We start from the raw sequence: 15,563 nt of genomic DNA, 5'->3' as shown, positions 1-15,563 counted from the left end.
GCTTACTTTATATTGAATTGTCAAATTAAGTGCAACACTTTGCCGAAATAAACCTCATATGGAGTGCGCCAATCCAAACATTTTTTTGGACGGAAATTTAATTTGTCGACTATTTCCTGAACTTCATCATTTGTCTTTTCATCTAGGCTTTGCCCTTTAGGTGAGTATTCACGCAAGAGCCCATTGGTATTTTCATTTGATCCACGTTGCCATGTTGCATGTGGATCAGGAAAATAAAACGGTACACCAAGCAAATCTGTTATCTGACCATGTTTTGAAAATTCTTTTCCTCGATCCGGTGTGATGGTTTTAAGCTTGCTTTTACCAATTTTTTCAAACATAGCCATCAACTCGGTTGTCACCGATTCTGAACTTTTTTAGTTGCTTTACTAGCAATTAAAAAACGCGATTTACGGTCAACCAAAGTTACTAAACAAGATTTTCCTATTTTTCCTGCCACAGTATCGGCTTCCCAATGACCAAATTCAGTTCTTTTATTGGCAGTTTCAGGACGTTCATAAATAGTATTAGTGATTGGAATTTTACCACGTTTTTCGATATAATCCTTGTTGTGACGAGGCTTACCTCGATGACGTAATTTACGAATATCGCCACGATTTCCTTGACTTAAACTAGGTTTGTCAAATAAGCCAGCATAAATTCCACGATAAATAGTGATAAAATTTATTATTGTTTCACCTGTTTCAGGCAGTAAGCGTTGTGAAATTTCTTCTGGTGACCACTGGCAATCTAAGAAAAGATGTTTAATTTTTTGAAACAAGGATGTATCTTCAAGGAGCCTCGGTTTGCGTCCACATTTTCTTTTAGAAAATTTATAATCACTCTGTGCTTTATCTGGTGAGTATCTTCCAATATTTCGACGCTTATGCCGTTTAATTTCACGAGAAATTGTAGAAGGAGCAAGTTTTAAATTTCGGGCTATCTCACGGATAGTTTTACTTTGAGCAAGACCCTCCAATATCATTTCACGGTCATTTATAGTAAGATGTTGATAGTGGCTCATAATAGAAATCCTCCTTCTTTAAGTTGTTGACAAACTTATTATATTCGGATTTCTTTTATGAGTCCTTTATTTTGTTTTAGTGTTGCACTTAAAGTGTAAATTCATCATACTAAAAAAAGATGAAGTCTCACCACTTCACCTTCGAATAGAACTTGTCTTTTCACAAGTTAAGAAAGAATGTTTTCTCATGAATTATTTTACTAGAATTTCACTTGGAATTAAAGACCTTGGACTCGATTTTTAAATTTGCTGATTCACCTATTTATGACGGTGTTTATCATCACCATAAAGCTCATAGCATTCGTCTTTTTGTATTATATTGTTGTATAAAAATATTTTGTAATTTTGTAGATAAAAATTTTGAATTGAAAAGTATATAATCCAGTGGGATACTAAGTTTATTGAAAGTAATTAAGGGAAAAGAAATTTCTCTTTTAAAATGATCTTCAAAAGTAAGAGACAGCAAGTGAAATTTCAGAAAATCTTGTGTTAAGTATAAATATAGCATAGAAAAATATAGAATTGAGCTATACAAAGTCTGCTGCAGCTTGCTATGAGATTTTTTGGGTTTATTAGCTGATAGTAGAATTAACGATGGGATAAGACTACTGCGAGATGTGGATTGATTTTTTAAATATTAAATTTATAGATTAGGTATGGTGTTTAGAACGTGAAAAAAGTACTGGAGAAAGAGAATCTAGTTTTATTATTCTCAACGCTAGTTTTAGGTATTATTGTTGGTATAAGTTCATTATTACTAAGTTTGTTATTAGATGTTGTTGAGCGGGTATTTCTTAGTTTTCAAGAAAGTGCCAGCTATCCTGCATCTTTAGCGGTATCGCCAATACATAGAGTCATTTCAGTGTTTATTGGAGGTATTATTGCGGCAGTTATTTGGTGGAAGATAAGACCTGCTAAAAGATCGACTACGACAATTGCACAAGCATTAGACGGCCAGAAAATGGCACCTTTTCAAACGATTATCCATGTAATGAATCAGATTTTTTATGTAGGTACAGGTGGTTCTGTTGGACGAGAATTGGCACCACGAGAAGCAGGTTCAATGTTTGCACAAGGTTGGACAGGCTTTTTAAAAAAATGGCATTTGGAACTAACGGCAGAAAACAAAAAATTGTTGATTGCTGCTGCCGCTGGTGCTGGTTTTGCTGGTGTTTATAGTGCGCCATTGACAGGCATGTTGTTTTGCGTTGAGATTTTATTAAAAAAAGTAACTAAAAAAACAGTCATTGTTAGTTTAACTATGTCGTCTATCGCAATGGTAATAGGAACGATTGTCAAGGGCATAGGTCCTTACTATATAGTAGGTAAGCAACGTTTTTCATTTATGATCCTATTTGCAGTTATTGTAGTTGCACCAATTTGTGGCTTCATTGGAGCAATTTTTCGAAAATCTTTTAAGTGGGCTGAAAAAAATCAAACGCGAGATAAAAAAATTCTCTGGCAATTACCAATAGCTGGATTACTTACTGGGGTTATTGCTGCATTTTTCCCGCAAATTATGGGAAATGGACGTGCTTTAGCACAATTATCAATTGATACAATAAGTTATAAAATTCTAGGAGTTATTTTACTAGGTGCCTTTTTGAAAGCTATAATTACAGTTATAACGATTAAAAATGGAGCTGCTGGTGGAACTTTAACACCATCAATTTCAATTGGTGCAGTTATCGGAACTATAATAGGTGTTATATTTCACTCGTTTTTCATAAGTATTCCTATTTGGCAATTTAGTTTACTAGGAGCATGTAGTCTTTTGGCAGCATCACAACAAGCTCCTTTAATGGCATTGATGATGATTATTGAAATATGTCATTTAAATTATTCAGCGATTTTGCCACTTGGTGTCGGTGTTTCATTAGCAATAATTGTGTCAAAATTAGCTTTAAAAGATAAATAAGATAGAAAGGATTTCTTATCAAGTTGAATGTGAGGAATCCTTTTTTGTGTGCTGGCAGATACTAATGTGAATATCAGTGGTTGTATGCGAGAGTCAAAGTCAGCGGTTGCAAGCAATAGTAAAGAATAGTAAAATAACAGTATGAATAGTAAAGAATAGTAAAGCACTATTAAAAATAGTAAAATAGTGCCATAGTAGTATAGATTTTAGGAGGTATGATTAATGCTGGAAAATCCTTATAATCCTGCTTTTGGAGCAGTTCCAACATATTATGTTACTAATGGTTGGATTAGTGAGAGATTTCTAAACGGGTTAAATAATTTAACAGATAACTGGCGAGAAACTATTGTAACAGGGATTCGAGGCTCCGGTAAAACAACAGTCATCTCTGATGTAATAGAAAAGTCAGTGGATAGAAACGATGTCGTTGTTATTTCCGTTAATGCAGGATCTAGCGAAATGTTAGCAGAAATTGTAGCAGGAATGCAGCGAAAGATTCCACGATTACCTAGAATAAAATCTTTGGGTATAAAGTTACCAGCAATATTTGATTTGAATTATGAAATGCCCATAAAAACAGCATCTTTTAGGTATGATATTGAAGATATGCTGATGTTTGCTGATAAACAGGGGATTACTGTTGTAATTGCAATTGATGAAATACAAAAACATTCAGAGGCACTACGTGATTATGTGGCAGCGTACCAACAATGGAAAATGCAAAAATTGCCAGTAGCAACATTAATGGCCGGTTTACCGAGTGCGATTAACAACATGCTTAACGATGCAGTATTAACCTTTTTCAAACGAGCGAATCAAGTTCATCTAGATGATTTGAATGAGCAAGATATATTAATAAACTATCAGCAGGTTTTTGGTGAGCGGATAGATTTTCGCTTAATCAATAACATGGCAGAGCATACGTTTAACTATGCCTTTATGTTTCAACTGCTTGGATTCAACGTTTGGTTAATGAACAAAAAAAGCTATACACAAGTTGATATAGACAACGCAATAGAAGTATCTAAGCGTAGATTGTTTAAAGAAGTTTATGAACCAATGATTAATGATTTATCTAAGAATGATCAGCTAGTAATTAGGGCCTCTATTAAGGCTATAAAGGATAATGTGATTGTATATGCACGTCTGAAAGAAATAGCGAAAATGAATGATAATAGTATTTCAACCTATCGCGCAAGATTGATTAATGCAGAATTATTCAAAGGCGCAGGACATGGTTTATTGAAGTATAAACAACCATTTTTCAAAGAATTTTTAGAAAAATATTATTGGAATTAAGATTCAGACTGAATTTAAGAAATTTACTTTTTACCAACATTTATAAAATAAAAACGTTAGACAAATTATAATTAGCGAATGATAATAGGTTTATAGCAACACATATTCAAGTAAACTCATCCGAAAGAAGGAGATTATAATTTCAATTAAGTTAGTAGCTATCGATATTGATGGAACTTTAGTTAATTCAGCTAAAAAGTTAACACCTGCCGTCAAAACAGCAATTGCAGCAGCAAAAAAACTGGGAGTTAAAGTGGTTATCTGTTCAGGAAGACCCTTTTCGGGAGTTAAGCCACTTTTAAAAGAATTAGATTTAGACAATCAAGCTGACCAATATGTCATTTGTTTTGGCGGGGCAATGGTTCAAGCAACAGATGGAAAAATCATTGATTTAAAAGGCATTTCTTATGAAAATTATCAAGACTTAGAATTACTTGCGCGCAAAAAAGATTTGCATTTTCATGCGATTAGCCAAGATAAAATTTTCACAGCTAATCGTGATATCGGTCATTATACGGTTTATGAGAGCAAGTTAGTTAATTTAGAAATATTCTATCGTACACCAGAAGAATTGCGCGAAGAAAAATTAATTAAGGCGATGTTTATTGATGACTCAGAGAAGTTGGATTATGCAATGAAAGATTGGGCACCTTTTGCTAAACTTGAAGATGAAGTGGTTTTTACTAAGAGTTCCCCCTTTTATTTAGAAGCGAATGCCAAGGGGGTAAATAAAGCAGCTGCAGTTGATATTTTGGCTAAGCAACTGCATTTGAAATCAGCTGAGATTATGGCTATTGGTGATGAAAACAATGATCTAAGCATGATTGAATATGCTGGCTTGGGTGTCGCGATGGGTAATGCAATTGATACTGTAAAAGCTGCAGCAGATGTACAAACAAGTGACAATGACCATGATGGTGTTGCGGCTGCAATTAAGCAATATGTTTTGAAGGCTAATTAAATATAGCACAGTTAATTAATCACAAAGCTATTGAGAGTAAGAATTACAAACAGCTATACTAAAAAATCATCTTCTATCCACTGGAATTGTTTCAGCAGATAGAAGATGATTTTATTTTTAATTAAGTAATTACAGTCGTTAGCGCACTAGTTCTCCCAGCCAAGCAGAAGTGCCACCATTGATGTTGACAACGTTAAAGCCGTTGCTGCTTAAAAACTGGCAAGCATAGGCAGAACGTGAACCGGATTGGCAGACGACATAATATTCTTTGTCTTTTGCCAAACTTTGGTATTTTTCAGCTAATTCACTTAATGGCAGATTTGTAGCATGTGGAATATGACCAAATGCAAATTCATCTGACTCGCGGACATCGATAACGGTTAATCTATTGTTGTTATATTTTTGAAAAAAGTCTTGCATTGAAATTGATTTAAACATATTTTAACTCCTCTGGTAAGACAGTATGATAAAGAGCAAAAGCACCATCTAGATTTTTAACAGTAAACCCATGCTGTTTTAACTGGCGTTCGGCAATGTAACTGCGTAGTCCACTTTGACAACTAACAATATATTCTTTGCTAGCATCTAGTTCTTTAATCCGTTCACGTAGTTCACTTAATGGAATATTGATAGAATTTGGGAAAGTTCCTTGGGCTAATTCATCTGGGTTACGCACATCCAAGAGGATTTTTCCTTTACTTAATTGATCTTTAACTTCATACCATTGAACTGATTCGCTTAAACCTTCTGCGATATTCATGGCAACATAACCCAACATATTGACGGGATCTTTAGCTGAACCAAAAGGTGGAGCATAGGTGAGTTCTAGTTCAGGCAAATCAAAAATGGTAAGCTTACCTTTAATGGCAGTTGCTAAAATATCAATACGTTTATCAACCCCTTTTTTACCGATGCCTTGCGCACCGTAAATTTTGCCAGTTATTGGATTGAAAACAAGTTTTAAAGTAATATCGGACGCCCCTGGGTAGTAACTTGCATGGTCTTTACCAGAAGTATGAACAACGGCAACTGGTAGTTTAGCTAGTTTAGCACTACGTTCGCTTAGACCAGTAGAAGCTGCTGCTAAATCGAAGACGCGAACGATAGCTGTTCCGATACTTCCACGATTCAGTTGCTTTTTGCCTGCAATGGCATCAGCAACTTGGCGTCCTTGACGGTTGGCGGGTGAGGCTAAGGAGATGAGTCCATCTTGCTGATTAATTTGTTGTTTAACGATGATGGCATCTCCGACAGCATAGATATCAGAATTACTTGTTTGATAGTTTTCATTGACAACAATACCGCCACGTAAGCCCAATTCAAGTCCGGCAGCCTTAGCTAATGAACTTTCTGGTTGAACTCCGACTGATAAAATCGTAAGATCACTGGTTAACTTCGTCCCGCTTTCTAGAACAATTTTTTTACCAGCATCAGCAAAGCTAATGGCTGAATCTGAAGTATAGACATGGATTCCTACGCGAAGTAATTCATTTTTGACATAAGCGGCCATTTCTTCATCTAACGGGGGTAAAACATGCGGTGCCTTTTCAATAATTGTGACGTCTAAGCCGCGCTTCTTTAGATTTTCAGCCATTTCAAGCCCGATAAAACCTGCACCAATTACAACAGCTTGTTGAGTGTCAGCAGTAATACCAGTCATAATCTTATCTAAATCAGGGACGTTTCTTAATGAATATACGTTTTTAGCTTCGACTAGTCCGGTAATAGGTGGTGTAAAAGGTTTTGCACCAGGAGATAAAATTAACTTGTCATAGGTTTCAGTTTGTTCTTGTCCATTGAATTGAACGGTAATAGTGTGTGTTGCTGGTGAAATAGCTGTGACTTCATGGAAGGGACGAACGTCTAAATTAAAACGTGCTTTTAGACTTTCAGGAGTTTGTACTAATAGAGCATCGCGTTGGCTAATTTCACCTGATACAAAATAAGGTAGGCCACAATTAGCAAATGAAACAAATGGACCTTTTTCAAAAACGATAATTTCAGCGTCATCCATTAAACGACGTAAGCGGGTTGCTGCTGACATACCGCCAGCCACACCACCTATAATAACAATTTTCATTTATTTTCCTCCTACAATGCGACCGGACCATTGATTCATGCCACCGCGGACATTAACGACTTGATAACCTTTTTTTAGTAGTACCTTACTAGCTTGCTTACTGCGCATACCAGATTGGCAAATAACGAAAACCTCCTTTGCTTTAGTTGAATAATTTGCAATCTTATTCAAAGGAACGTTCTTAGAACCACTAATATGCCCTGAACGGTATTCTTGTGGGGTGCGAACATCTAACAAAGTAATATTATTAGCTAGTTTATCAGCTAATTCACGTGTTGTAATTGATGGAATCTTTTGAAAAAATGAAAACATGGTTTTCCTCCTTTGGATATACCTTATAGGGTATATTAAATACCATGATAACAAAGATGTCAAATGAAAAGTTTGCAGTTTGTGTAATAAATCATTTGACTGTTATACCCATATAGGTATAATGAAAGTGCAAACAAAATTTATTAACTAGAGGAGAAGACCATGACTAAAAAAATATTGATTATCGGTGGAGTTGCTGGTGGTGCAACGGCAGCAACTAGATTACGCAGATTGAGTGAAGATGATGAGATTATTTTGTTTGAAAAAGGAGAATATATTTCTTTCGCTAACTGTGGTTTGCCATATCATATTGGTGGCGTGATTAAAGAACGTGAAAACTTGCTTTTACAAACAGTTGAGGGTATGCAAGCACAATATGGCTTAGATATTCGTAATTTTTCGGAAGTAACGGCCATCCATCCCAAAGAACATTATGTCGAAGTGGTTAATCATCAAACAAATAAAAGGTATCAAGAGACGTTTGATAAGTTGATTATCTCGACAGGCGCTAAGGCAATTACACCTAAGATTACAGGGTTAGACACTGCTGAAAATGTCTTTTCATTACGGAATATTCCTGATATGGACAAGATCAAGGCTTATATTCAAAAAAACAACGTCCAAGCAGCTTCAATTATTGGCGGTGGTTTTATCGGACTTGAAATGATGGAAAATCTAACTAAGCTAGGCATTAACGTTCAGTTAGTTGAGATGTCACCTCAAGTAATGCCTAATATTGATTTTGAGATGGCACAACAAATTCATGCTCAAATTAAATTGCATAAAGTACAATTATATTTAAATGATGGGCTAAAAGAATTTCGTGAAAATGGTAAAGAATTAATTTTAACTAGCGGAACAAAACTTCAATCCGACCTAACTGTCTTGTCAATTGGAGTATTACCAGACAGCACCTTAGCTAAAGAGTGTGGGATAGAATTGGGATTCAAGCAAGGCATTAAAGTTGATGCACAAATGAAAACTAACTATGCTGATATTTATGCAATTGGTGATGTAATTGAAGTTCCTGATTTTGTGGGGCATACAGCAACTAATATTCCTTTGGCTTGGCCAGCAAATCGGCAAGGACGTTTAGTAGCTGATGTGATTAATGGAATCTCGGCAAGTTATGATGCAACACAGGGAACATCTGTCGCTAAGGTATTTGAATTGACGGTGGCAGCTACAGGAAATAATGAACAGGCTTTACGTAGAAAAAAACTTGATTTTCAAGTTATTCATATTCATCCTAATTCACATGCGGGTTATTACCCAGATGCAGGGCCACTGCATTTAAAACTGCTTTTTGGAAAAAAAGGAGAAATTTATGGTGCGCAAGGGATTGGAGTTGAAGGGGTTGAAAAACGTATTGATGTGATCGCAACAGCAATGAAACTAGGAGCGACAGCAGCTCAATTAGCCGGACTTGAACTTTCATATGCACCACCATATTCTAGTGCTAAAGATCCAGTAAATATGCTAGGTTATACAGCTGACAATGTTTTGGCGCATAAAGTAGCAACTATTCAATGGTCACAAGTAGATGAATTATTAGCAGCGCATGCTTACTTCTTAGATGTACGTGAAGAATTTGAGCTGAGTTTAGGTACATTACCAGGCAGCCATTTGATTCCTTTAAGTACACTACGGCACCGACTAACAGAGTTACCCAAAGATCAGCCGATATATGTTTATTGTCAGGTTGGACAGCGTGGATATAATGTGGCACGTATTTTAATGCAAGCTGGGTTTGATGTTAAGAATCTAGATGGTGGTTTTAAAACTTATAAAATCGGGCACTATCAAATAAAAAACACTCCATTTAAAAATAGTAAACCAGTTATTTCAAAGGATGTTCAAGAAATAGATAATGCAGCAGGAAAAACAGCACAATTTGAACTGGATGCATGTGGCCTTCAATGTCCAGGCCCTATTCTAAAGGTAAAAGAGCAGATGGACAAAATGCAAAATGGTGATCAATTAGTGGTTACTGCTAGTGATTTTGGCTTTAGTTCAGATATTGAATCTTGGGCTAAAAACACCAGTAATACAGTTTTGACTAATGATATTAAGGGTAATAAAGTCCAAGCAACATTGCAAAAAGGAAAAACCGGCGTTCAATTAAGCCAGGCTAGTCTTGCCAATCTTAAAGAAGGTCAGCTTATTGAAACTAAAGATGGGGCAACAATGGTTGTTTTCAGTGGTAATTATGATAAAGCATTAGCTGCCATGATTATTGCTACTGGTGCTGCTGCAATGGGTAAGAAAGTAACACTCTTCTTTACATTTTGGGGATTAAGTATTCTCAAAAAACATTTAATCCAGAAATCAGGAATTGCAAAAATGTTTGATGTGATGCTACCCAAAGATGCAGATCATTTAAAGATTTCTTCAATGAATATGGCCGGCTTAGGTCGTAAGATGATTAAGAAAGTAATGAAACAAAAAAATGTTGATCCATTGCCAGAAATGATTGACAGAGCACAAAAATTAGGGATAAAATTTGTTGCCTGCACAATGAGTATGGATATTATGGGAGTCCAAAAAGAAGAGCTATTTGACTTTGTAGAATATGGTGGAGTAGCAACGTATCTTGGTGATAGTGAACAAGCCAATCTGAACTTGTTTATTTAATTTTTGCTTGTTTTAGGCTATGATTAATTAAAAGTAGAAAAAGGAGCATATATATGATTGAAGAAGACAATCAAAAGAAGATTATAAACCGTCTGCGGCGTACTGAAGGACAGTTGCGTGGTGTGCAAAAGATGATTGATGACCAAAAAGAATGCATTGATATTATAACTCAACTAAGTGCGGTACGTTCTAGTATTGATCGAACAATGGGTATTATCGTTGCTGAAAATTTACAAAACTGTCTAGAAAATCCAAGTAATAATGTGGATGAACAATCAAAGAAACTGCAAGAAGCAATTCAGATGATTATTAAAAAATAAATAACTGTCTAAAACAAATCCCCCCTCTAAAGGTAATCATCTACTTTTAAAGGGGTGATTTTGGTATCAATTATTTGAAGATGAAAAGAGCCTAGAACAAAAGTTCCGGGCTCAGAAAGCTTAATATTTGGCGTAGTGCAGAAAATACGGTTTTCCTCCAACATCTACCAGTAAGTTATACCTAAAGAAATGCTAACTATGCTTATTTTGAATAGGTAAGCAGTAGAGATTAGATTTTTGTTTCGGAAATAAGTGTTTCGTGGTCCATGATTTTACCCAATCGTTCTCGATCTTCAGCAATTAAGAGTAAGAAGATAGTTTCAATAACAGTCATTGCAGCAATTCTTGAAAAATAATATTCGGACTGCAATACACGTTGCCTAACGGCTGTACGTAAGTGATAATCAGCTTTTAGCGCAATTGGCGAATCACTGCGATTTGTAATTGCGATGACTTTCATGCCTTGCTTTTGAGCGATATTAATTTGAGCTAATAATGATTTTGACTCGCCAGAATTTGAAATGACCAGCAAAAGATCATTCTTAGTTAGATTAAGGGTTTGTCCAATTGAAGTCTGCCACGATTCTGAACAAATAGCTAAAATTCCGATTTGGTTAAAACGATAAGCCGCATCTTCAACAACTGGGAAAGTATTTCCCTCAGCAGCGATTTGAACCACTCTTGAATCCTTAATTAATTTCATAATCTTTTTTATAGTTGTAGTGGTAATGCTAGATAACGTATTTGTAATTTCAGCATTTTTATTATCTTTGATATTAGCAAGTGCTTGTTGGATATTATCGATGTTGACAGATTTGTAATAGCTAGACTCTTCACCAGAAACTTTTGCTAATTCGATTTTTAATTGATGAAAGCCGGCTAGTTGCAGATTTTTACAAAAACGCGAAACTGATGCTTCACTAACAGCTGCTTTTGCTGCAAGTTCAGAGATTGTGTAATTAACTGCTTCGCCAGGGTTCTTCAAAATGACTTGAGCAATTTTTTTGTCATTTTGTGTCATAGTATTTAGATTACTATAGATTGTATCAATAACATTTCCGGTATTCATTAATTCAGCCTCCAGATAACCGTACAAAATTGAATTACTTATATCATAGCATCTATTTACTAAAAAGCGTTATCTTTTTTTGGTTTCCAAATACCATAGATTGTGCCAGCTATAAGAGCTCCAATTATTAATGCAAGTATGAAATACAGAGGATTATGCATTAGTAAAACAACCCAAAGGCCACCGTGTGGAGCAGGAACACTAACATTCCACAATTGAGCTAAGCCACCACCAATGGCAGAACCAACTATACAAGAACCGATTACGCGCATCGGATCAGCAATTGCGAATGGAATAGCTCCTTCAGTAATGAATGAAATTCCAAGAATGTAATTGCTAAGGCCAGCTTTGCGTTCATCTTCAGTAAATTTATTTTTCCAAATTGTTGTTGCAATAGCAATTGCTAATGGCGGAATCATACCACCAACCATCACAGAAGCCATCATGCTACCATTTCCAGTTGCTGTTAAAACACCGATTGCGGTTGTGTAGGCAGCTTTATTTACCGGGCCGCCTAAATCAACAGCTTGCATCCCACCGAGAATAGCACCTAACAAAATAGCATTTGCAGTTCCCATATGTGTCAGGAAGTTAACTAAGGAGAGGTTAACAACGGAAAAAATAGGATCAATTAGAAAGTACATGAGCGTACCAACTAGAAACAAGCCAATTACAGGGAAAATAATCATAGGTTTCAAGCCGTCTAATGACTTAGGTAATTTAGCAAATAGTTTTTTTAGTAATAACATTAAGTAGCCTGCAATAAATCCGGCGATTATCCCACCAATGAAACCAGCGCTGCCACTTGACTTAATGATACTAGCACTAGATTGGGTAGCCATATAACCACCAACAAAACCAGGCATCATTGCTGGACGATCAGCAATTGAAAAGGCAATAAATCCAGCTAGAATTGGTATTAAAAAGCTAAAAGCATTTGATCCAAGTGAATTTAGGTAGATAAATGCTGTTGATGTTTTACCGAATGATTGCTCTAACAAGAAGGAAATTGCCATTAAAATACCACCGCCGACAACAAAAGGCAGCATATTTGAAATGCCACTCATCAAGTCTTGGTAAACATTGTGCCAAATGCTGCCACGTTCATCCGATTCACTTGAATTTGTGCTGTCTTTGCCACCTTTAAAAGTAGCTAAATTACCATCTAAGACACGTTGAATAAGTTCTTCAGGTTTCTTAATACCATCAACAACAGCTGTTTGTAAGACTTTTTTACCTGAAAAGCGATTTATCTCGACCTTCTTGTCTGCTGCAACAATTACACCCACAGCATTATTAATTTCTTCAGAGCTTAGCCGATGCTTGACACCTTCGGAGCCGTTTGTTTCAACGCGCATTCGAACGTTCATTTTCTTCCCAGCATCAAGTAAGGCTGATTCAGCCATATATGTATGGGCAATTCCAGTTGGACATGCAGTTACTGCAACAACTAAAGGTAGATCTTTTTCTGTATTGTCTTGAAGATTGCTATCTTTTTTAACACTTGCTTCTTTGAATAGCTGCTGAACTTCTGTCGGTGTTTTTGCTAATTTTAATTTCGCAATTAAGGTGGAATCTAATAGCAGTGATGAAAGACTTGCTAAAGCTTGTAAATGCATGTTGTCAGCATTAGCTGGTGCGGCAATCATAAAAAACAGATAGACTGGATTACCATCAAGTGCATTATATTCAATTCCATTTGCGCTTTTGGCAAAGAGAATAGCAGGTGTCTTAACAGCTTTATTACGTGCATGTGGAATTGCAATACCATCACCAATTCCTGTGGTTGCTTCTTGTTCACGTTTAAAGATATCTTGGATAAAAAGTTCTTTATCGTCGATTAAACCGTTTACAAAAAATGAATTAGCCATTTCACGGAGGGCTTCATCTTTGGATGTTGCTTGTAAATTCATAATCATAATATCTTTTTTTAGTATATTTGATATATCCATAATGAAAACTTCTTTCGTTTATATTTTTTTTATGAAATAAATTACAAAATAAATGTAACTTGTATTTTAAAAAAAGTCAACAATAAACTTAATATGTTGACAAAATAATTTTCGTATACTATGATTTGTTTGTAAATTATTTTCATTAACAAAAATAAAAAATTAGATTATTAAAGAGGTGACTGATTTGGATGCGTTAATAAAAGAAGCTGTAAAACTTATTAAACCTAATATGAAGATAAGTTTAGGTGGTGGGAGTAATGTGGCTAAACTTGCTTCTGCATTGGCGAAAGAAAATAATTTAAATCTAACGATTTGCACACCTTCTGAAATTACAAAAAAGTATTGCAATTTGCTAGGTATGCAAATTACAAGTATTGCTGAAATGACGCAAATTGATTTGGCATTTGATGGTTGTGATTCATTAGATATGGAGCTTAATGCTCTAAAAAGTAACGGTGGGATCCATCTTTTTGAAAAAGTAGTGGCAAAATTAGCAGATAGGTATATTATTTTGACACCCTTAGAAAGAGTGACCGAGGTGCTTAATCCTAAAGTTCCCCTAACAATCGAGATAACTGATGTTTCCAAAAAAGTAATTCAACATAAACTTGAAGAACTAGCACTGACATATACTATTAGGACAGCGCAAAATATTGCAGGATATGCCAGAACACCAAGCGGAAATTTATTGATAGATTGTTATGCAGAGAATTGGAATGATATTGCAAGCATTAATGCAACTATTGCACAGCAAAATGGAGTTGTTGCAACATCGTTTTTTGAAAATATGGTTACAGGCGCTTTAACTTTTGATAAAAATGGTAAAATACGTAAATTTAGAAAGGAAGATTAATTATGACAAAATATAATTGGGGTATGGTTGGAACAGGTTGGATTGCTCATGAAATGGCAGATGCTTTAAATGATGTTAATGGAGAAGTATATGCTGTTGCTGATATTAACGAAGAAATGTTACAAAAGTTTGCAACAGAAAAAAATGTAACTAAGACATACACTGATGCAAAGCAGATGATTAATGATCCTGCAGTAGATATAATCTATATCGCAACTCCTCATACTTATCACTACGACTATATTAAAGCTGCGCTAGAAGCTGGAAAGCATGTCTTTTGTGAAAAGGCAATTACTGTTAATGCTAAGCAATTTGATGAAGTAGCTGCATTGGCTAAGGAAAAAGGTCTAATCTTAACTGAAGGATTAACGCTATACCATATGCCAGTCTTCGACCAAGTTAAAAAAATAATTGCTGATGGAAAATTAGGTGATATAAAGTTAGTTCAAGTTAACTTTGGTAGTTTAAAGGATTATGACCCTAAGAATCGTTTCTTCAATAAGGATCTTGCAGGAGGAGCATTATTAGATATTGGCGGATATGCAACTGCATTTGCTAGAACATTTCTAGCAAGTAAGCCAAACACAGTACTTACTACAGTTAAATTTTTTGAGACAGGTGTTGATGAACAATCAGGAATCATCTTAAAAAATAACGAAGAACAATTAGCAGTTATGGCTCTGTCAATGCGAGCAAAACAACCAAAGCGTGGGGTGGTTTCTGGAACAAAGGGTTATGTGGAAATTAACAACTATCCACGTGCTACAACAGCTGAAATCACATATACAGCAGATGCTCATGAGCAAAAATCTGAAACATTAAGCGCTGGAGATGATTCACAGGCTTTAAGATATGAAGTACGCGACATGCAACGCTATATTGATAATGGTCAAGATGATGGACAATTGGCTATTTCTCATGATGTTGCCCATATTTTAGATAGTGTTCGTAATGCATGGGGAATGAAATATCCATTTGATTAAGGATATTTACAAATAAGTGACTATTTAAGAACTGTACTTCAAAGCAGATGTTTTATAGCGAATAGTGTTTTCTTTTACAATAAAAAGCAGAGGTAAAAAATCGATTTTTGATTTTTTACCTCTGCTTTTTTATGATTATATATATGTTAATGAAG

General features: G+C 35.4%; 12 protein-coding genes and 1 pseudogene. 7 read left to right on the top strand and 6 right to left on the bottom strand.

Annotation, left to right across the window (positions count from 1 at the left end):
- Positions 1-20: 20 nt before the first annotated feature.
- Positions 21-1,024: pseudogene (locus tag LB941_RS07225) on the bottom strand (IS30 family transposase).
- Positions 1,025-1,694: 670 nt separating this feature from the next.
- Between LB941_RS07225 and LB941_RS07220 the strand changes: the two are divergent.
- From LB941_RS07220 to yidA, 3 genes are all read left to right on the top strand, one after another.
- Positions 1,695-2,942: a chloride channel protein gene (locus tag LB941_RS07220; RefSeq protein WP_253360725.1), complete on the top strand. Its 1,248-nt coding sequence runs from the start codon at positions 1,695-1,697 to the stop codon at positions 2,940-2,942.
- A 222-nt stretch (positions 2,943-3,164) separates the two neighbouring features.
- Entirely contained in the window at positions 3,165-4,241 is a 1,077-nt protein-coding gene (locus LB941_RS07215; RefSeq protein ID WP_253360723.1) for an ATP-binding protein, read from the top strand.
- Positions 4,242-4,377: 136 nt separating this feature from the next.
- The gene (gene yidA / locus LB941_RS07210; protein WP_253360763.1) at positions 4,378-5,202 is read left to right on the top strand and encodes a sugar-phosphatase; all 825 of its coding nucleotides are present in this window, start codon (positions 4,378-4,380) and stop codon (positions 5,200-5,202) included.
- A 138-nt stretch (positions 5,203-5,340) separates the two neighbouring features.
- Here yidA and LB941_RS07205 read toward each other — a convergent pair whose 3' ends face one another.
- Genes LB941_RS07205 through LB941_RS07195 form a run of 3 tightly spaced genes read right to left on the bottom strand, consistent with a single transcriptional unit; the run spans position 5,341 to position 7,594 of the window.
- On the bottom strand, positions 5,341-5,640 hold the full coding sequence (locus LB941_RS07205) for a rhodanese-like domain-containing protein (protein WP_253360721.1): 300 nt from the start codon (positions 5,638-5,640) through the stop codon (positions 5,341-5,343).
- A complete protein-coding gene (locus LB941_RS07200) occupies positions 5,633-7,282 on the bottom strand; it encodes an FAD-dependent oxidoreductase (RefSeq protein WP_253360719.1) in 1,650 nt (549 codons plus the stop codon). Before LB941_RS07200 ends, LB941_RS07205 begins: the two co-directional genes overlap by 8 nt.
- On the bottom strand, positions 7,283-7,594 hold the full coding sequence (locus LB941_RS07195; protein WP_253360717.1) for a rhodanese-like domain-containing protein: 312 nt from the start codon (positions 7,592-7,594) through the stop codon (positions 7,283-7,285).
- A 162-nt stretch (positions 7,595-7,756) separates the two neighbouring features.
- On the opposite strand from LB941_RS07195, the gene LB941_RS07190 reads away from it, so the two are divergent.
- Together LB941_RS07190 and LB941_RS07185 are read left to right on the top strand one after the other, a co-directional pair.
- Positions 7,757-10,228 (top strand): FAD-dependent oxidoreductase, encoded by a 2,472-nt coding sequence (locus LB941_RS07190; RefSeq protein ID WP_253360715.1) that lies wholly within the window; start codon positions 7,757-7,759, stop codon positions 10,226-10,228.
- 53 nt (positions 10,229-10,281) lie between these two features.
- Entirely contained in the window at positions 10,282-10,548 is a 267-nt protein-coding gene (locus tag LB941_RS07185; RefSeq protein ID WP_253360713.1) for a metal-sensitive transcriptional regulator, read from the top strand.
- 229 nt (positions 10,549-10,777) lie between these two features.
- On the opposite strand, the gene LB941_RS07180 is transcribed toward LB941_RS07185, so the two are convergent.
- Positions 10,778-11,617 carry a MurR/RpiR family transcriptional regulator gene (locus LB941_RS07180; protein WP_253360711.1) on the bottom strand — a complete coding sequence of 280 codons (840 nt, stop codon included), beginning with the start codon at positions 11,615-11,617 and terminating at the stop codon, positions 10,778-10,780.
- Between the two features lie 59 nt (positions 11,618-11,676).
- Positions 11,677-13,569 (bottom strand): PTS fructose transporter subunit IIABC, encoded by a 1,893-nt coding sequence (locus LB941_RS07175; RefSeq protein ID WP_253360709.1) that lies wholly within the window; start codon positions 13,567-13,569, stop codon positions 11,677-11,679.
- Positions 13,570-13,756: 187 nt separating this feature from the next.
- On the opposite strand from LB941_RS07175, the gene LB941_RS07170 reads away from it, so the two are divergent.
- Together LB941_RS07170 and LB941_RS07165 are read left to right on the top strand one after the other, a co-directional pair.
- Positions 13,757-14,425, top strand: a complete 669-nt coding sequence (locus tag LB941_RS07170; RefSeq protein ID WP_253360707.1) for a ribose-5-phosphate isomerase A — start codon at positions 13,757-13,759, stop codon at positions 14,423-14,425.
- 2 nt (positions 14,426-14,427) lie between these two features.
- On the top strand, positions 14,428-15,408 hold the full coding sequence (locus LB941_RS07165; RefSeq protein ID WP_253360705.1) for a Gfo/Idh/MocA family protein: 981 nt from the start codon (positions 14,428-14,430) through the stop codon (positions 15,406-15,408).
- The last annotated feature ends 155 nt before the right edge of the window (positions 15,409-15,563 follow it).

Source organism: Ligilactobacillus ubinensis (assembly GCF_024160875.1).
GTDB lineage: Bacteria > Bacillota > Bacilli > Lactobacillales > Lactobacillaceae > Ligilactobacillus > Ligilactobacillus ubinensis.
Note: the sequence above shows the minus strand (reverse complement) of the source record. Positions and strands in the feature narration are given on the sequence as shown.

What these genes read in the sequence shown, in the direction of transcription:
- LB941_RS07205 (WP_253360721.1), bottom strand. Translation starts at nt 5,640, where the DNA reads ATGTTTAAATCAATTTCAATGCAAGACTTTTTTCAAAAATATAACAAC.
- LB941_RS07190 (WP_253360715.1), top strand. Translation starts at nt 7,757, where the DNA reads ATGACTAAAAAAATATTGATTATCGGTGGAGTTGCTGGTGGTGCAACG.
- LB941_RS07175 (WP_253360709.1), bottom strand. Translation starts at nt 13,569, where the DNA reads ATGGATATATCAAATATACTAAAAAAAGATATTATGATTATGAATTTA.
- LB941_RS07165 (WP_253360705.1), top strand. Translation starts at nt 14,428, where the DNA reads ATGACAAAATATAATTGGGGTATGGTTGGAACAGGTTGGATTGCTCAT.
- LB941_RS07215 (WP_253360723.1), top strand. Translation starts at nt 3,165, where the DNA reads ATGCTGGAAAATCCTTATAATCCTGCTTTTGGAGCAGTTCCAACATAT.
- LB941_RS07180 (WP_253360711.1), bottom strand. Translation starts at nt 11,617, where the DNA reads ATGAATACCGGAAATGTTATTGATACAATCTATAGTAATCTAAATACT.
- LB941_RS07195 (WP_253360717.1), bottom strand. Translation starts at nt 7,594, where the DNA reads ATGTTTTCATTTTTTCAAAAGATTCCATCAATTACAACACGTGAATTA.
- LB941_RS07185 (WP_253360713.1), top strand. Translation starts at nt 10,282, where the DNA reads ATGATTGAAGAAGACAATCAAAAGAAGATTATAAACCGTCTGCGGCGT.
- LB941_RS07200 (WP_253360719.1), bottom strand. Translation starts at nt 7,282, where the DNA reads ATGAAAATTGTTATTATAGGTGGTGTGGCTGGCGGTATGTCAGCAGCA.